Genomic DNA, 14,633 nt, shown 5'->3' with positions numbered 1-14,633 from the left:
ATGCCGGGGCGGCTTATAGCCCCTTGCCCAGCACGGCGCGCAGATCGAACTGATCGTCCGCATCCGGCCGTACCCGGTCTTCGCACAAATGCAAGTGATGTGCCATGTGCTCCTGGGCGGCGTCGACGTCGCCCTGTTCCAGCGCTTCCAGCACCGATTCGTGTTCGTCGAAGGAGCAGGCGTTGTGGCCCGGCGCCTCGGTCTTGGCGATCATCAGCGTGGTGCGCGAGACCAGCTTGCGCAGCGTTTCCACCAGCAGGGCGTTGCCGGTCAGCTCGGCCAGCGCCAGGTGGAACTGCGCCGACAGCCGGATCCAGCGCGGCCGGTCGCCGGTGAGGTAGGACTCGCGCTCTTCCTCGACCATGCGGCGCAGGCCGGCAATCTGGCGCGTGCCGGCTTCGCGGCCGACCTTCTCCAGCACGGCGTGCTCGAGGATATTGCGCAGCTCGAACATGTCGCGCACCTCGGCGTGCGAGGGGCTGGCGATGAAGGCGCCGCGGTTGGCCTCGAGGTCGACCATGCCCTCCGAGGCCAGGCGCGAGAGCACCTTGCGCACCGTGTGGCGCGCCGTATCGTAGATCTGGCAGAGCGTCTGCTCGGTCAGCTTGGTACGCGGCGGCAGCCGGTGCTCCATGATGGCGTCGTAGATGTCCTGATACATGCGCTCTTCGACGGCGACCGCCGGATCGCGCTCGCGCGGGGCCGGCGATCGGCCGGGTTTGCTGGCTTTGTTCATGATGCTCATGCTCTCGATGAAAATCCTGTTCCTGCGGATGCCGAGGGGGCGCGCCCTGTCATGATCGATCGACAACGTTCCTTCAAATCGTCGACAATTAAAATCAGGATTTGCAACAAAACGGGGCTATTCTGCACCAAAAAGAACGCTGTGCGCCTCTCTTCGGGGCGTTCCCGACCAGGTTTCGATGCTGCGCCACGAGGCAAACGCTTCACCTGCAGAGCCTTGCCCGGCATGGTTATCCTGCGGCGAGCGTGCTGCCCGGGCGCTGCATGCGCTGCAATATCCTGATCCTTCGTTCGATGCAAAAAATTGTCGCCAATCCTGTCGTCCATGCTCGGCAATGACGCTGCAATATCGGGGCGACGTGGCGGGGCAGCGGCGAGACGCTGTCGCGCCATCCGGTCGCCAATCGCGTCCGACTTGCATGATGCAAAAAGCGTGCTTGCCCGCGCCCGTGGCCAATCCGACGCAAAGAATCCGTCGCCAAAAGCAAAACGCCCGGCGCAATGGCCGGGCGTTCTGGAACCGCTTGGCTGCCGCGTGCGACAGACTCGGTGGGTCAGTGGGTGCCGGCGTATTGCTCCAGCTCCTGCATCAGCGTGGCCTTGTCTTCGTCGGACAGGAAACAGGCCTCGATGCCGTTGCGCGCCAGTTGCAGCACCTGCTCGCGCGAGAGCTCCAGCGAGCGCGAGATGGCGTGGTAGTTGGCCGTCATGTAGCCGCCGAAGTAGGCCGGGTCGTCGGAGTTGACGGTGACGGCCAGGCCGGCGTCCAGCAGGCGCGCGATGTTGTGCTCGGCCATGTCCTTGACCACGCACAGCTTGAGGTTGGACAGCGGGCACACCGTCAGCGGCGTGCGTTGCTGCGCCAGACGCTGCATCAGGGCCGGGTCTTCCTCGCTGCGCACGCCGTGGTCGATGCGCTCCACGTGCAGCAGGTCCAGCGCGCCGATCACGTAGGCCGCAGGGCCTTCTTCGCCGGCGTGGGCCACCAGGCGGAAGCCCAGTTCGCGGCAGCGGGCGTAGACGCGCTCGAACTTCTCCGGCGGGTTGCCGCGTTCGGAGGAGTCCAGGCCGATGCCGACCCACAGGTCTTCATACTGGTCGCGCAGCGGCAGCGCCGCCTCCAGCGTGGCGAAGGCGTCTTCCTCCGACAGGTGGCGCAGGAAGGACATGATCATGGCGCTGCCGAAGCCGTCGCGGCGGCGCGCGTCGCGCAGCGCGCCGGCGATGCCCGCGAACACGGTGGCGATGGGGATGCCGCGCTCCGTATGGGTCTGCGGATCGAAGAAGATCTCGGCATGGCGCACATTGTCGGCCTGGGCGCGCGCGATGTAGGCCGCGGTCATGTCGTAGAAGTCCTGCTCGGTGCGCAGCACGTTGGCGCCGGCGTAGTACAGGTCGAGGAAGGACTGCAGGTCGCTGAAGTTGTAGGCCGCGCGCAGGTCTTCGACCGAGGCATAGGGCAGCTGGACCTGGTTGCGCTGGGCCAGCGCGAACATCAGTTCGGGCTCCAGCGTGCCTTCGATGTGCAGGTGCAACTCGGTCTTGGGCATGCCGGCGATGAAACCGTCGAGGGCGGCGCCCGAGGCGGAGGGGGATGTAACTACTGAGTTCATGGCTGACTGACCTTCAAAAATGGCGAGAACGAGGGATGGGCGAAACATGCTGGACATGCGCCTGGCGGCAAGCATAGCCGCCTCCCGGACACCGCATTATCACGCAAATCGCATACCCGACCCAAGTCCGCGCCCCTGCGCGATGAACCTTATGCCGCGCCGGCACTCTGAGCACCAGCCGCGGCGGGTGCTCTTGCCTGCCGGGATCGGGGTGTAAATATTCCGTGAAATCGCTCCCGGGGATGTGGAGACGTGTTTAAATGCCAACCTTCATTGGGGGAAATGCATGCGCAAGACGAAGTGGGGTTCGTTGCAGCTGTTGATGTGCGGGACGGTCGTGGCCGGCTTGGCCGGCTGTTCCTGGATGCCGTGGACGGAGAAGGAAGATCCGACGGTGGTGCCCTTCAAGACCATCGTGAGCGGCGCCTACCAGGGCTTCCTGAAGAATTGGGACGACAAGCGCCAACCGGTGTTCTGCACCCTGATCCGCAGCCGCGCGGACTGGGACCAATGGATGAACCCGGCCCCCGTCACCGGCGACAAGCGCCCCTACGGCCCGTCTTCCGCCCACTTCGATACCAAGCAATACCTGCTGGTGGCGCGCGTGATGCGCGCCCCGGACGCCGCCGAGCGACCACACGTGTTCACGCCGCTGTCGGTCACCTTGCGCAATGACACGCTGCGAGTGAACTACCTTTACCGCGAGCCTGCTTCGGGCGCCTCCTACACCATCAAGGATTACCTGATGCTGGCCATTCCCAAGGAGCGCTATACCACCGGCCCGGTGGTGTTCTACGAGAACGACCGCAAGGTGTGCCAGCTGGATCGCTGACGTCCTGAGGCGCCAGCCGCAAAAAATAAAAGCCGGAAACGCGATGCGCTTCCGGCTTTTTTCATGCCCGCCCATCAGGCGGCATCGCAGGATCAGGCGCCCTGCGTCATGCCGATGAACTGCTGCAGCTCCGGGGTCTTCGGGTTGGTGAAGACTTCTTCCGGCGGGCCGATCTCGTGCACCTTGCCCTGGTGCATGAACACCAGGCGGTTGCACACTTCGCGCGCGAAGCGCATTTCGTGCGTCACCATTACCAGCGTCATGCCTTCCTTGGCCAGGCCGCGCACCACGGCCAGCACTTCGTTGACCAGTTCCGGATCCAGCGCCGAGGTGATCTCGTCGCACAGCAGCGCCTGCGGCTGCATCGACAGCGCGCGGGCGATCGCCACGCGCTGCTGCTGGCCGCCGGAGAGCTGGTCGGGGAAGGCGTCGAACTTGTGGCCCAGGCCGACCTTTTCCAGGTTGGCCTTGGCAATCGCCTCGGCCTCGGCTTCCGAGGTGCCCTTGACGATCATCGGCGCGATCATCACGTTGCGGCCCACCGACAGGTGCGGGAACAGGTTGAACTGCTGGAAGATCATGCCGACCTTCAGGCGCAGGTTGCGCAGCTCCAGCTCGGTCACGCCCAGCTTGGCGCCGGCCACGCTGATGTTGCCCTCGTCGATGGTCTCCAGGCCGTTGATGCAGCGCAGGAGGGTGGACTTGCCCGAGCCGCTCTTGCCGATGATGGCGATCACTTCACCCGGTTCGATGTCCAGGCTGATGCCCTTCAGGACTTCGTTGTCGCCGAAGCGTTTCTTGACGTTATCAATGGCGATGAGCGGCATTGTATTTCCTTTCTAAAGACTGGCTGTACTTGGACAGCGGCCAGCAAAGCACGAAGTAAAAGACGCCCACGATGGCGAACACCGTGAAGGGGCGGAAGGTGGCGTTGGTGATCACGGTGCCGGCCTTGGAGAGCTCGACGAAGCCGATGATCGACGTCACCGCGGTGGATTTGATGATCTGCACGCCGAAGCCCACGGTAGGCGCGATGGCGATGCGAAACGCCTGCGGCAGCACGATGTAGCGCATCTGCTGGAAGTAGCCCATGGCCAGCACCGACGATGCTTCCCACTGCCCCTTGGGCACCGCCTCCACGCAACCGCGCCAGATTTCGGCAAGGTAGGACGCGCTCCAGCACATCAGCGCCAGGCCGGCCGCCAGCCATGCCGGCACCTCGATGCCGAACAGGGCGATGCCGAAGAAGACCAGGAACAGCTGCATCAGCAACGGCGTGCCCTGGAACAGTTCGATATATAGGCGCGCCACCTGGCGCAGCCAGCCCTGGCGCGAGGTGCGCATGAACAGGATGACCAGGCCCAGCAGGCCGCCCAGCACGAAGGTCACCAGCGTCAGGAGGATGGTCCAGCGCCACGCCAGCATCAGGTTGCGGACGATGTCCCAGGTAGTGAATGAAATCATGCGCTCCTCCGGGCAGTGATGAAGTATTGGCCGATCAGGCGCAGGATCTGGCGCAGCACGATGGCCAGCACCAGGTAAATCAGCGTGGCCACGATGTAGGCCTCGAAGGCGCGGAAGTTGCGGCCCTGGATGAAGTTGGCGGCGAAGGAGAGTTCTTCCACCGCGATCTGCGAGCACACCGCCGAACCCAGCATCACGATCACCACCTGCGAGGACAGCGCCGGCCAGATCTTCTGCAGCGCGGGGCGCAGGATGATGTGGCGGAAGATCTGCATGCGCGACATCGACAGCGAGGCCGCCGCCTCGATCTGCCCGCGCGGCACCGCCTGCACGCCGGCGCGGATGATCTCGGTGCTGTAGGCGCCGAGGTTGATCACCATCGCCAGGATGGCGGCCTGGATTTCGCTGATATGGATATTGAGCGAGGGCAGGCCGAAGAAGATGAAGAACAGCTGCACCAGGAAGGGCGTGTTGCGTATGACCTCGATATAGCCGCTGACGATGGGCTTGAGCCAGGCTGGCCCTTGCGTGCGCGCCCACGCGCCGAAGATGCCGACCGCCACGCCCAGCACTCCGCCGATGGCGATCAGTTCGATCGTCGTCTGGATGCCTTTGACGATGACGTCGCTGTACTCGAAGGTTGATAGGAAATCGAATTGATAGGCCATGTCGTGTTTGCCCTGCCTTTTTGTTGCTGGGATTGTCGCCGCCTGACTGCTGCCGCGTCGCCCCGGTTGTCCGCCTGCCTCCCTTGCTGCCTTGCTGCTGTTGCCCGCATCGCCGGCGCCAGGCGGAATCGCGCCGGCGATGCGTTGTTACCCTTGAAATCCTTCTTGCAAATTACAGGCCAGCCGGCAGCGGCAGGCCCAGCCACTTCTGCGAGATGCCGTTCAGGCTGCCGTCCTTCTTGGCGTCGGCCAGGATGGCGTCGACCTTGTCCTGCAGTTTCTTCTCACCCTTGTTCAGGCCGATGAAGCACGGCGAGTCCTTGATCAGGAACTTGGTCTCCGGCTTCTTGGGCGGATTCTTGGCGATGATGGCCGCAGCTACCACGTTGCCGGTGGCCACCAGTTGCACCTGGCCCGAGAGGAAGGAGCTGATGGTGCTGTTGTTGTCTTCGTAGCGCTTCACGGTGGCGTTGGCCGGGATGATCTTGGTCAGCTCCAGGTCTTCCACCGAGCCGCGGGTCACCGCGATGGTCTTGCCGGCCAGGTCGGCGGCGCTCTTGACGCTCATGTCGGCCGGGCCGAACACGCCGTTGAAGAAGGGCGCATAGGCGGCAGTGAAGTCGATCACCTTTTCACGCTCGGCGTTCTTGCCCATGCTGGAGATCACCAGGTCCACCTTCTTGGTGGTCAGGTAGGGAATGCGGTTGGCGCTGGACACCGGGATCAGCTCGACCTTCACGCCCATCTTCTTGGCGATCAGGTTGGCGACGTCGATGTCGAAGCCCTGCGGCTTGAGGTCGGAGTCGACCGAGCCGAACGGCGGGAAGTCGGCCGGCACCGCCACGCGCAGCGTGCCGTGCTTCTGGATATCGTCCAGCGCATCGGCACGGGCGGCCGCAGCGGAGAACATCATGGCGCCGGCCATCAGGCCGATCAGGAGTTTGGACAGTTTCATAGCAGTTTCCCTTGTGACGACGTTGATGAGCGGCCCTTTTACTGCGGCCTTTTTGGTTGATTGCGGTGAGACATGATGTCGGTGACGGCCGCCGTCTTCACGGCGGTCGTCCTCGATACCGGTGCAAGTGCCTGCCGCAGCGGTTCCAACGGATCGCTGCTGCGCACCTGGTTCAGGCCGGACTCCACATGCTGCAGGTGACCCTGCATCAGCAGCTCCGCTTGTTCCAGATCGCCGCGTTCCAGCGCCTCGACGATCTGCACATGTTCCGAACACGAATCCTCCGCCTGCTCCGACGACTGATGCAGCATCGCCGTCAGCGTCGTGCGCGCCGTGAGGTCGCGCAGCGTCTCCGAGAGCAGCGAATTGCCCAGGCATTCGCACAGGCAGACGTGGAAGTCGCCCAGCAGATAGCTGCGCGCACCGACGTCGGCGCCGGCGATGGCCGCCTCTTCGCGAGCGATGTGCTCGCGCAGTTGACGCACCGCCTCGGCCGGGATCGGTCGCATGCGGGCCTGGCGCAACAGGCCAAGCTCGATCACGCGGCGCGCCTCGAAGGCTTCGCGCGCCTCCTCGGGCGTCGGTTCGATCACGAACCAGCCGCGCCGGGCGCTGACCGTCACGATGCCGCGCGCCATCAGCCGCGTCAGCGCTTCACGCACCAGGGTGCGCGAGACGCCGAACAGATCGGCCAATTGCTGCTCGCCAAGGCGGGTTCCCGGGGCCAATTGCTTGGCCAGGATTGCCTCGGTGACGCGGATCGCGATTTGAGACGACGATTTGACGGAAGGATTTGTGCCCATGACCACTCATCAGCAAGTTGCGTGCCACGCTGATATACAAGATTGGCATACAAAACTGCACGACGATTATTCTCGGCCAGAGCCTTGTGTGGCAAGGGTTTTCAGGCGCTCATGTCATGTGCGGCCGCACAATGATTGGCTTGGGGAAAGTTGCGGCGCAACAAACATTCAGCAGGAAACGGGGCAAAAAACGGCGCGTTCTGGTGCGCGCACGGTGAAGCTCGCCCGCACCGTCTTTGTGCAGTGCTTCTATAGATGAAAGGTATTGTGGGTACCGCGCGACTTGTGTCGATTCCGCATTTCCCGCAGGCTGAAAAGTGTTATGGCCTGCTCACCTCAAATCCGCGGAATGCGTGGCCGGGCGGGCGGCTTTTTTTATCCCGGGATCCCCAGCCGTTGCGATGCCAGCCGGTATTCCCGGCTCAGTTGCTCGACGATGGCCGCTGCCGGCAACACGCCGGCGATGGTGCCGATGCCCTGGCCGCTGCCCCAGATATCTTTCCAGCGCTTGGGTTTGCCGAAGTCGACGGCGGATTTGTCTTCCTGTTGCAGGTGGTCGGGATCGAGCCCGGCGTTGCGGATGCTGGGTTTGAGGTAATTGCCGGGCACGCCCGAGAAATGGGCCGTATACAAGATGTCGTCGGCGCTGCCCTCGACGATCATCTGCTTGTGCAGCGCGGCCGCCGAGGATTCTTCCGAGGCGATGAAGCGCGTGCCCATGTAGGCCAGGTCGCAGCCCAGCGCCTGCGCCGCCAGGATGCCCTGGCCGTGGCTGATGGCGCCGGCCAGCACCAGCAGGCCGTCGAAGATGGCGCGCACTTCCGCGGCCAGCGCGAACGGCGACAGCGCGCCGGCATGGCCGCCGGCCCCGGCGCAGACCAGGATCAGGCCGTCCACGCCGGCGCCGATGGCCTTCTTCGCGTGGCGCAGCGTGGTGACGTCGTGCAGCACGATGCCGCCGTAGGCGCGGACCTTCTCTACCACCTGGTCCGGCGCATGCAAGGAGGTGATCACGATCGGCACCCGATGGCGCACGCAACTGGCGAGGTCATCCTGCAGCCGGTGGTTGGACTGGTGCACGATCAGGTTCACCGCATAGGGCGCGACCACGGCCTGCGGATTCATGCGCTTGTGCGCGCCAAGCGCCTTGTCGATCTGCGTCAGCCACGCGTCCAGCTCTTCCTGCGGACGCGCGTTGAGCGCGGGGAAGGAGCCGACCACGCCGGCGCAGCACTGGGCGATCACCAGCGCCGGGTTGGATACCAGGAACATCGGCGAGCCGATCACCGGCAGGCGCAGTCGGCCCGGCAGGGCGGCAGGGGAGGGCAGCAGCAGCTCGGTCATGGCGCGTCTCTCATTTCTTGCCGAAGGCGGCAATGCGTTGCTGCATGTCCGGCCCCTTGCCGGCATTGCGAAACACTTCATGCGCCAGGCCCGCCTCCAGCGACAGGCCGTCGGTCTCCTGCAGCAGGCGCTTGTTGGCGCGGTGCGAGAACCAGGAACCGGCCAGCAGTTCGCGCGCCAGCGCGTCCACCTGGACGTCGAACTCGGTATCGGCGTAGCAGAAATTGGCCAGTCCGATCCCGGCCGCCTGTGCGCCTGTGTAGGTCCGGCCCAGCAGCATGATTTCTTTGGCGCGCGCCTGGCCGACCCGGCGCGGCAGGCGCTGGCTCATGCCCCACAGCGGCGTGAGCGCCCACTTGGCATGGGTGTCGGCAAACTTTGCGGACTGCGCGGCGACGATGATGTCGCCGGCCAGCGCCAGCTCCAGCGCGCCGGTGTAGCAATGCCCGTGCACGGCGGTGATCACCGGCTGGGGCAGTCTGGCCAGGCGGTCGATGGTGCGCGCCTGCAGATGCAAGGTAGGAAACTGAGGCGGCAGCGGCTGGCCGGCGGCGATGTCGTGCAGGTCGTTGCCGGCCGAGAAGCAGCGCCCGGCGCCGCGCAGCAGCACCGCGCCGATGGTGTCGGTCTGCTGCTCCAGCGCCGCCACGTGTTCGTGCAGCTCGAGGAACATCTGCACCGTCAGCGCGTTCATCTTTTCGGGCCGGTTCAGCGTCAGCACGGCCAGGCCGTCGCGGTCTTCCCGCAGCACCAGCGCGCTCATGCGGCGCCGCCTTGGATCTGCTCCGCCTGCTGCTGGCGCGCGCCTTCGTGGGTCAGCACCAGCACGTCGCTGTCGCCTTCCTGCGTGACTTCGCCATGCTGATTGAGCAGGCGAAAACGTCGTCCCAGCTTGCCGCTGCGCCCGCTCTTGCCCGGCTCGACGGCGAGGATCTCCAGCTCCAGATGCACCGTGTCGCCCACCAGGATGGGTTTCTTGAAGTTCCATTCGCGCAGGCCCAGCATGGCAATCACCGATTTCTCGAAGATGCCGATCTGGTGCAGCATGCCGGTACAGATGGCGATGCCCAGTGTGCCGTGCACCAGGCGCTGGCCGTAGCGCGTGGCGCGCGCGAACTCGGCGTCGGCGTGGATCGGGTTCCAGTCGCCGGAGATCATCGAGAACATCGTCAGATCCGCCTCGGTGATGGTGCGCCCGCTGCTGGTGAAGCGCTGGCCGGGTTTGAAGTCTTCCAGGTAGTACGACGTCATTGTCTCGCTCCCGTTCAGGCGGCTTGCGCCAGCCGTTGCATGGCCATGTCGCGCAGCTTCACGCGCTGGATCTTGGTGCCGTTGGAACTCTGGGTGGTCGGGAACTCGTCCACCAGCCAGACATGCGCCGGCACCTTGAAGGCGGCCAGCGCAGCGCCGGCCGCGCGCACCATGTCCTGCTCGGTCGGGCGTTGCCCCGGCTCGGCGATGACGAAAGCCACCGGCCGCGCCTGGCTGGCGATGTCGACCGACACCACCTGCACGTCGGCCACGCCGGGCACGGTCTTGATGACGTCTTCGATTTCCACCGGACTCACCAGATAGCCGCCCAGGCGCATGGCGTCGCCCTGGCGCGTGACGTAGACGAAGCTGCCGTCCTCGCGCAGGTAGCCGACATCGCCGGTGCGGAAGAAGCCGTCGGCATCGATCGCCTTGGCGGTCGCCTCGGGATTGTTGAGATAGCCGATGAAGTTGGTGTCGGCGCGGATCTCCAGCGCGCCGCTCTGGCCCGCCTCCACCAGTTCGCCGCTGTCGACGTCGCGGATGCGCACCTCGGCGCCGATGCCGTGGCTGGCCGGCAGGCCGCCGCCCTTGATGCGCTCTTCCAGCGGCAGCGCGCGCTGCTGCAGCGAAAACAGCGCCTGCACTTCCGATGAACCGTACAGGCCGATCATCGGGATGCCGCGCGCCCAGGCCGCCTGGGTGTATTCCACGATGCCCGGGTGGAAGCAGGCGAAGCCGAACACGCGCGCGCTGGGGAAGGGCAGGTCGCCGCGACCGTTTTCGACGATGCGGCGAAACATCTCGTCGCTGCCGAACACGTGCGTGACGCGATGCCGGTTGATCAATTGCGCCGCGCCGGGGCCGTCGAAGGTGTCCATCACCACGATCGGCTTGCCGGCCGCAAATGCCGCCATCGCCGCGTTGAAGCCGAACACGCCGGCGAACGGCAGCGCCGCCAGCAGCCGTGTGCCTTCCTCGGTGAAGCCGTAGGCCGGCGCCACCCGCTGGCTGTGGATGGTGACGGTGCGCTGCGGGTGCAGCACCAGCTTGGGGCCGGACGTGGTGCCGGAGGTGGTGAAGAGGATGCTGTGGGACTCCGGCGTGGAAGCGTCGTCCACCGGCGCATCCGGCAAACCGGCCAGGTCGAAGGCCACCGTCGGCTTGCCCAGCACTTCCGGCGGCAACGCAGAACCGGCGGCATCCACCACTACGACCTTCTTCAATGCACGCGCGGCCTCGGCCGGCACGTCGCGCAGCACCGCGGGGAAGTCGATCTTGCGAAAGTTCAGCTGCAGCACCAGCATCGAGGCTTCTGAACGTTCCAGGATGTAGGCCAGCTCGTGCGAACGGTAGCGCGTGTTGACTGTCATCATCGCTGCGCCGACCTTGGCCAGGCCGAAGTACATCGCCAGCCATTCCATGCGGTTGACCAGCCACACCGCCACCCGGTCGCCGGGGCGGACGCCTTGTGCGTGCAGCCAGCCAGCGGTGCGGGCGGCCATGCGGTCGAATTCGCGATAGCTGATCTCGCGCTCGCCGTCGATGAAGGCGACGGCGTCGCCGCGTTCGGCGACGTTGCGCGCCAGCAGCGCGGGCATGGTCTGAAGCAGATCGGTGTGGGGGGAAGGCATGTCAGTACAGCTCCATCAGTTTCGCGTTGTCATTCAGTTCTTCGGGCAGGGCTTCGCGGATGATGGCGCCGGACTTCATCACCACCACGCGATCCGAGATCTTCAGGGCTTCCTTCACGTTCTGTTCCACCAGCAGGATGGCCATGCCGGTGTCTTTCTGCAGCTGGCGGATCGGCTGCAGCAAATCCTGGAACAGCTTGGGCGCCAGGCCGATCGAGGGCTCGTCCATCAGCAGGCAGCGCGGGCGCGACAGCAGCGCGCGCCCGATCGACACCATCTGCTGCTGGCCGCCGGAGAGGTTGCCGGCGCGGCGCTCGTAGAACTGCTTCAGGGCCGGCAGCACCGACATCACCCATTCCAGCCGGTCGGCGCGTTCGGCCGCCGGCACGCCGGCCGCCCACAGGCCCATCTTCATGGTCTCGGCCACCGTCAGGCCGGGGAAGATGCCGCGCCCTTCCGGCACCAGCGAGACGCCGGCGGCGCTCAGGCGGCGCGGCTCGACCGCCTCCAGCGCGCGCCCGTCCAGCAGGACCTGGCCGTCCTGGCGCGGCACCAGGCCGAACAGGGTTTTCAGAAGCGTCGACTTGCCCGCGCCGTTGTGGCCGATCAGGCACAGCACTTCGGCCGCACGCAGGTTGAAGTTGAAGTCGCGCAGCACCGGGCGGCCGCCGTAGCCGACCACCAGGCCGCGCGTTTCCAGCACCAGCGGCTGGGGTTCTGGGTTGGGTTGCGCCGTCATGTGTTCTGGTCTCCGAAATAGATGGCTGCGAGGTGCGGGTCTTTCAGCACCACGTCAGGCAGGCCGTCGGCCAGCAGCTTGCCCTGGTCGAGGAAGGCGATGCGGTCCGAGATGCCGACCACGATGTCCAGGTTGTGCTCGATGATGCACACCGTCACGCCTTTCTTGACTTCGCTGCGCAGCAGGTCGAGGAAGAGCTCGTACGAGCTGCGGTCCAGGCCCGAGGCCGGCTCGTCCAGCAGCCAGATCTTGGCATCGGCGGCCATGATGCGCGCCATGCTCAGGAACTTGCGCTCGGCGTAGGCCAGGTCGATGGCGCGGGTGTGCGCCTTGGCCGCCAGGCCGGTGCGCTGCAGGATGGCCTGCACTTTTTGCCTGCGTTCGTTGCGCGCGGCGCGCCCGCCAGGCTGCCAGATCCAGGAGGTCGGCTCCATCACGGTCAGCACGTTTTCTTCCACCGTCATGTGATTGAACAGGCGCAGGTCCTGGAAGGTGCGGGCGATGCCCAGGCGGCTGATCTGGAAATGCTTCTTGCCCAGCAGCGACTTGCCGCGCCAGAGGATCTCGCCGCTGTTGGGTACGAGGTGGCCGGTGATCTGGTTGAACAGCGTAGTCTTGCCGGCGCCGTTGGGGCCGACCAGCGTGGTGACGATGCCGGCGCGCAGGTCCAGCGACACATCGTTGGTCACCTTCAGGCCGCCGAAGCTCATGTTCAGGTGGCGGATCGACAGCAGCACTTCGCCGTCCTGCCCGGCGCCGGCCTGCTGCAGGGCGCTGTCTCGTTCGATGATGGCGTTCATGCGGCCTTCTCCTTGGCGGCGCGGGGTTTGCCGGAGCCGACGATACCGCCCGGACGGAAGATCATCAGCAGCACCATCGCCAACCCATAGGCGATCTGTTGGATCGAGCCGATCTCGGTCTGCGGCAGGAAGCTCATGTAGCTGAACACGCCCGGCAGCAGCATCAGCAGCACGGTGCCCACGATCGGGCCCAGCAGCGTGCCGGTGCCGCCGATGATGACCATGGCCATCAGCAGCACCGAGGTGTCCAGCATGAAGCTCTCGACGTTGATGAAGCCCATGTAGAACGCGTACAGCGCGCCGGCCACCGCCGCCAGCATGGCCGAGATCACCACCGACATGGTCTTGATCAGCGCCACGTTCTTGCCGAAGGCGTAGGCCGCGGTCTCGCTGTCGCGGATGGCCTTCAGGTTGCGGCCGAAGGAAGAGCGCAGCAGCACGCTCGTCACCAGCAGCACCGGGATCAGGCAGCACAGCGCCAGCAGCAGGAACTGCACCGGGTCGGTCACGGCGTAGCCGAACAGGTCGGCCGGCGGGATGCCGATCATGCCGCCCAGTCCGCCGGTGACCGACTTCCACTCCGAGAACACGGTCACGCCCAGCACCTGCAGGCCCAGCGAGGCGGCCACGAAGTATTCGCCGCGCACCCGCAGCGCCGGCAACGCCAGCACCAGCGACAAGGCGCCCGCCACCACCATCGCCACCGGGATCACCACGAAGATGTTGGCGCTGGCGTGCATGGCGAACCAGGCCGCGCCATAGGCGCCGACGCCGAAGAAGATGGCATGCGCGATCGAGAAGATCCCGGCATAACCCATGATGAAGTTCAGCGTGATCGCCAGCACCGCATTGATGCACATCAGCGTGGCGAGATTGAGAAGATAGGCGAGCATGGTCGGGTAAGCCTCAATGGGCGACCGCGCGGCCGAAGAAGCCGGACGGGCGGAACAGGATGAACAGGAACAGCACGATGAAGGTGATCGCCTCGCTCCACTGCGGCTCGAAGTAGGCCAGCGCCAGGTTCTCGGCCAGGCCCAGCAGCAGGCCGGCGCAGGCCGCGCCGCGCAGGCTGCCGACGCCGCCGACGATGGTGGCGGCCAGGCTGATCAGCATCACGTGGTGGCCGATAGCCGGGTTCAGGCCCGAGCCTGCCGCCGACAGCACCGCCGCCGGCACCGCCAGCAGCGAGCCCAGCGCGAACACCGTCATCGACAGGCGGCGCGGCGACAGGCCGTAGGCGCGCACCAGCTCGGGGTTTTCCGACAGCGCGCGCATGGCCATGCCGGTGTGGGTGCGCATCAGGAACAGTTGCAGCGCGAAGAAGAAGATCACCGCGATGGCAATGGCGATGCCCGCCAGCGGCGACACGTACAAGCCCGGCACCAGCTCGATGCTGCGCGAGAGCGGCGTGCTGACCGCCACGAAGCTGCGGCCGAAGAACATGCCGCACAGGTTCTGCACGATGATGCCCACGCCGAAGGAGGCCACGAAGACGGTGAAGAAGGAGCCCTCGTGCTTCTGGATCGGGATGTAGACAAAGCGGTTCAGCGCCAGCCCGAACAGGATGGCCGCGGCCGCCGCGCCCAGCACGGCGACGGTCCAGTGCAGCTGGGCGATGGCCAGCAGGTCATAGAACACGTAGGCCGCGATGGTAAAGGCCGAGCCGTGGGCGAAGTGGAAGATGCGGGTGGAGCCGAAGATCAGCGAAAAGCCGACCGCGATCAGCGCGTACAGCGCGCCCACCTGCACTCCGTTGATCAATAGCTGTAGCAGCAACATGTCGTTT

Annotated in this window: 17 protein-coding genes; 1 reads left to right on the top strand and 16 read right to left on the bottom strand. The window is 65.5% G+C overall.

From position 1 onward, the window contains the following. Positions 1 to 13: 13 nt before the first annotated feature. The 3 genes from J8I26_RS21025 to J8I26_RS21015 all read right to left on the bottom strand — a co-directional run bounded on the left by J8I26_RS21025 (position 14) and on the right by J8I26_RS21015 (position 2,357). Positions 14 to 736, bottom strand: a complete 723-nt coding sequence (locus tag J8I26_RS21025; protein ID WP_209609068.1) for a GntR family transcriptional regulator — start codon at positions 734 to 736, stop codon at positions 14 to 16. Between the two features lie 5 nt (positions 737 to 741). Continuing rightward, positions 742 to 1,071, bottom strand: a complete 330-nt coding sequence (locus J8I26_RS21020) for a hypothetical protein (RefSeq protein ID WP_209609067.1) — start codon at positions 1,069 to 1,071, stop codon at positions 742 to 744. 227 nt (positions 1,072 to 1,298) lie between these two features. Next, positions 1,299 to 2,357, bottom strand: a complete 1,059-nt coding sequence (locus J8I26_RS21015) for an adenosine deaminase (RefSeq protein WP_209609066.1) — start codon at positions 2,355 to 2,357, stop codon at positions 1,299 to 1,301. A 286-nt stretch (positions 2,358 to 2,643) separates the two neighbouring features. Between J8I26_RS21015 and J8I26_RS21010 the strand changes: the two genes are divergently transcribed. Further along, the gene (locus tag J8I26_RS21010; protein WP_209609065.1) at positions 2,644 to 3,189 is read left to right on the top strand and encodes a hypothetical protein; all 546 of its coding nucleotides are present in this window, start codon (positions 2,644 to 2,646) and stop codon (positions 3,187 to 3,189) included. Positions 3,190 to 3,281: 92 nt separating this feature from the next. On the opposite strand, the gene J8I26_RS21005 is transcribed toward J8I26_RS21010, so the two are convergent. The 13 genes from J8I26_RS21005 to J8I26_RS20945 form a co-directional block, all read right to left on the bottom strand. Beyond that, positions 3,282 to 4,016, bottom strand: a complete 735-nt coding sequence (locus tag J8I26_RS21005; protein ID WP_209609064.1) for an amino acid ABC transporter ATP-binding protein — start codon at positions 4,014 to 4,016, stop codon at positions 3,282 to 3,284. Next, positions 3,997 to 4,653 carry an amino acid ABC transporter permease gene (locus J8I26_RS21000; protein ID WP_209609063.1) on the bottom strand — a complete coding sequence of 219 codons (657 nt, stop codon included), beginning with the start codon at positions 4,651 to 4,653 and terminating at the stop codon, positions 3,997 to 3,999. The genes J8I26_RS21005 and J8I26_RS21000 overlap by 20 nt, the downstream gene beginning before the upstream one ends. After that, on the bottom strand, positions 4,650 to 5,321 hold the full coding sequence (locus tag J8I26_RS20995) for an amino acid ABC transporter permease (RefSeq protein WP_209609062.1): 672 nt from the start codon (positions 5,319 to 5,321) through the stop codon (positions 4,650 to 4,652). The genes J8I26_RS21000 and J8I26_RS20995 overlap by 4 nt, the downstream gene beginning before the upstream one ends. A 172-nt stretch (positions 5,322 to 5,493) precedes the next feature. Next, positions 5,494 to 6,276, bottom strand: a complete 783-nt coding sequence (locus tag J8I26_RS20990; protein WP_209609061.1) for a transporter substrate-binding domain-containing protein — start codon at positions 6,274 to 6,276, stop codon at positions 5,494 to 5,496. 38 nt (positions 6,277 to 6,314) lie between these two features. Continuing rightward, positions 6,315 to 7,079 (bottom strand): GntR family transcriptional regulator, encoded by a 765-nt coding sequence (locus J8I26_RS20985; RefSeq protein WP_209609060.1) that lies wholly within the window; start codon positions 7,077 to 7,079, stop codon positions 6,315 to 6,317. Between the two features lie 375 nt (positions 7,080 to 7,454). Next, complete coding sequence (locus J8I26_RS20980; RefSeq protein WP_209609059.1) at positions 7,455 to 8,423, bottom strand: nitronate monooxygenase family protein; 969 nt, start codon at positions 8,421 to 8,423, stop codon at positions 7,455 to 7,457. Between the two features lie 10 nt (positions 8,424 to 8,433). Next, entirely contained in the window at positions 8,434 to 9,186 is a 753-nt protein-coding gene (locus tag J8I26_RS20975) for an enoyl-CoA hydratase/isomerase family protein (protein ID WP_209609058.1), read from the bottom strand. After that, positions 9,183 to 9,674: a MaoC/PaaZ C-terminal domain-containing protein gene (locus J8I26_RS20970; protein ID WP_209609057.1), complete on the bottom strand. Its 492-nt coding sequence runs from the start codon at positions 9,672 to 9,674 to the stop codon at positions 9,183 to 9,185. The genes J8I26_RS20975 and J8I26_RS20970 overlap by 4 nt, the downstream gene beginning before the upstream one ends. 14 nt (positions 9,675 to 9,688) lie before the next feature. Further along, positions 9,689 to 11,308, bottom strand: coding sequence for an AMP-binding protein (locus tag J8I26_RS20965; RefSeq protein ID WP_209609056.1), 1,620 nt, complete (start codon positions 11,306 to 11,308; stop codon positions 9,689 to 9,691). Between the two features lies 1 nt (position 11,309). Further along, positions 11,310 to 12,047, bottom strand: coding sequence for an ABC transporter ATP-binding protein (locus J8I26_RS20960; RefSeq protein WP_209609055.1), 738 nt, complete (start codon positions 12,045 to 12,047; stop codon positions 11,310 to 11,312). Continuing rightward, complete coding sequence (locus J8I26_RS20955; protein ID WP_209609054.1) at positions 12,044 to 12,847, bottom strand: ABC transporter ATP-binding protein; 804 nt, start codon at positions 12,845 to 12,847, stop codon at positions 12,044 to 12,046. Before J8I26_RS20955 ends, J8I26_RS20960 begins: the two co-directional genes overlap by 4 nt. After that, a complete protein-coding gene (locus J8I26_RS20950; protein ID WP_209609053.1) occupies positions 12,844 to 13,740 on the bottom strand; it encodes a branched-chain amino acid ABC transporter permease in 897 nt (298 codons plus the stop codon). The genes J8I26_RS20955 and J8I26_RS20950 overlap by 4 nt, the downstream gene beginning before the upstream one ends. A 13-nt stretch (positions 13,741 to 13,753) precedes the next feature. Beyond that, positions 13,754 to 14,626 carry a branched-chain amino acid ABC transporter permease gene (locus tag J8I26_RS20945; protein ID WP_209609052.1) on the bottom strand — a complete coding sequence of 291 codons (873 nt, stop codon included), beginning with the start codon at positions 14,624 to 14,626 and terminating at the stop codon, positions 13,754 to 13,756. Positions 14,627 to 14,633 lie beyond the last annotated feature (7 nt).

This window comes from Herbaspirillum sp. LeCh32-8 (assembly GCF_017814915.1).
In the GTDB taxonomy this organism is placed as follows: Bacteria; Pseudomonadota; Gammaproteobacteria; order Burkholderiales; family Burkholderiaceae_D; genus Herbaspirillum.
This window is presented reverse-complemented; position numbering and strand designations above follow the sequence as displayed.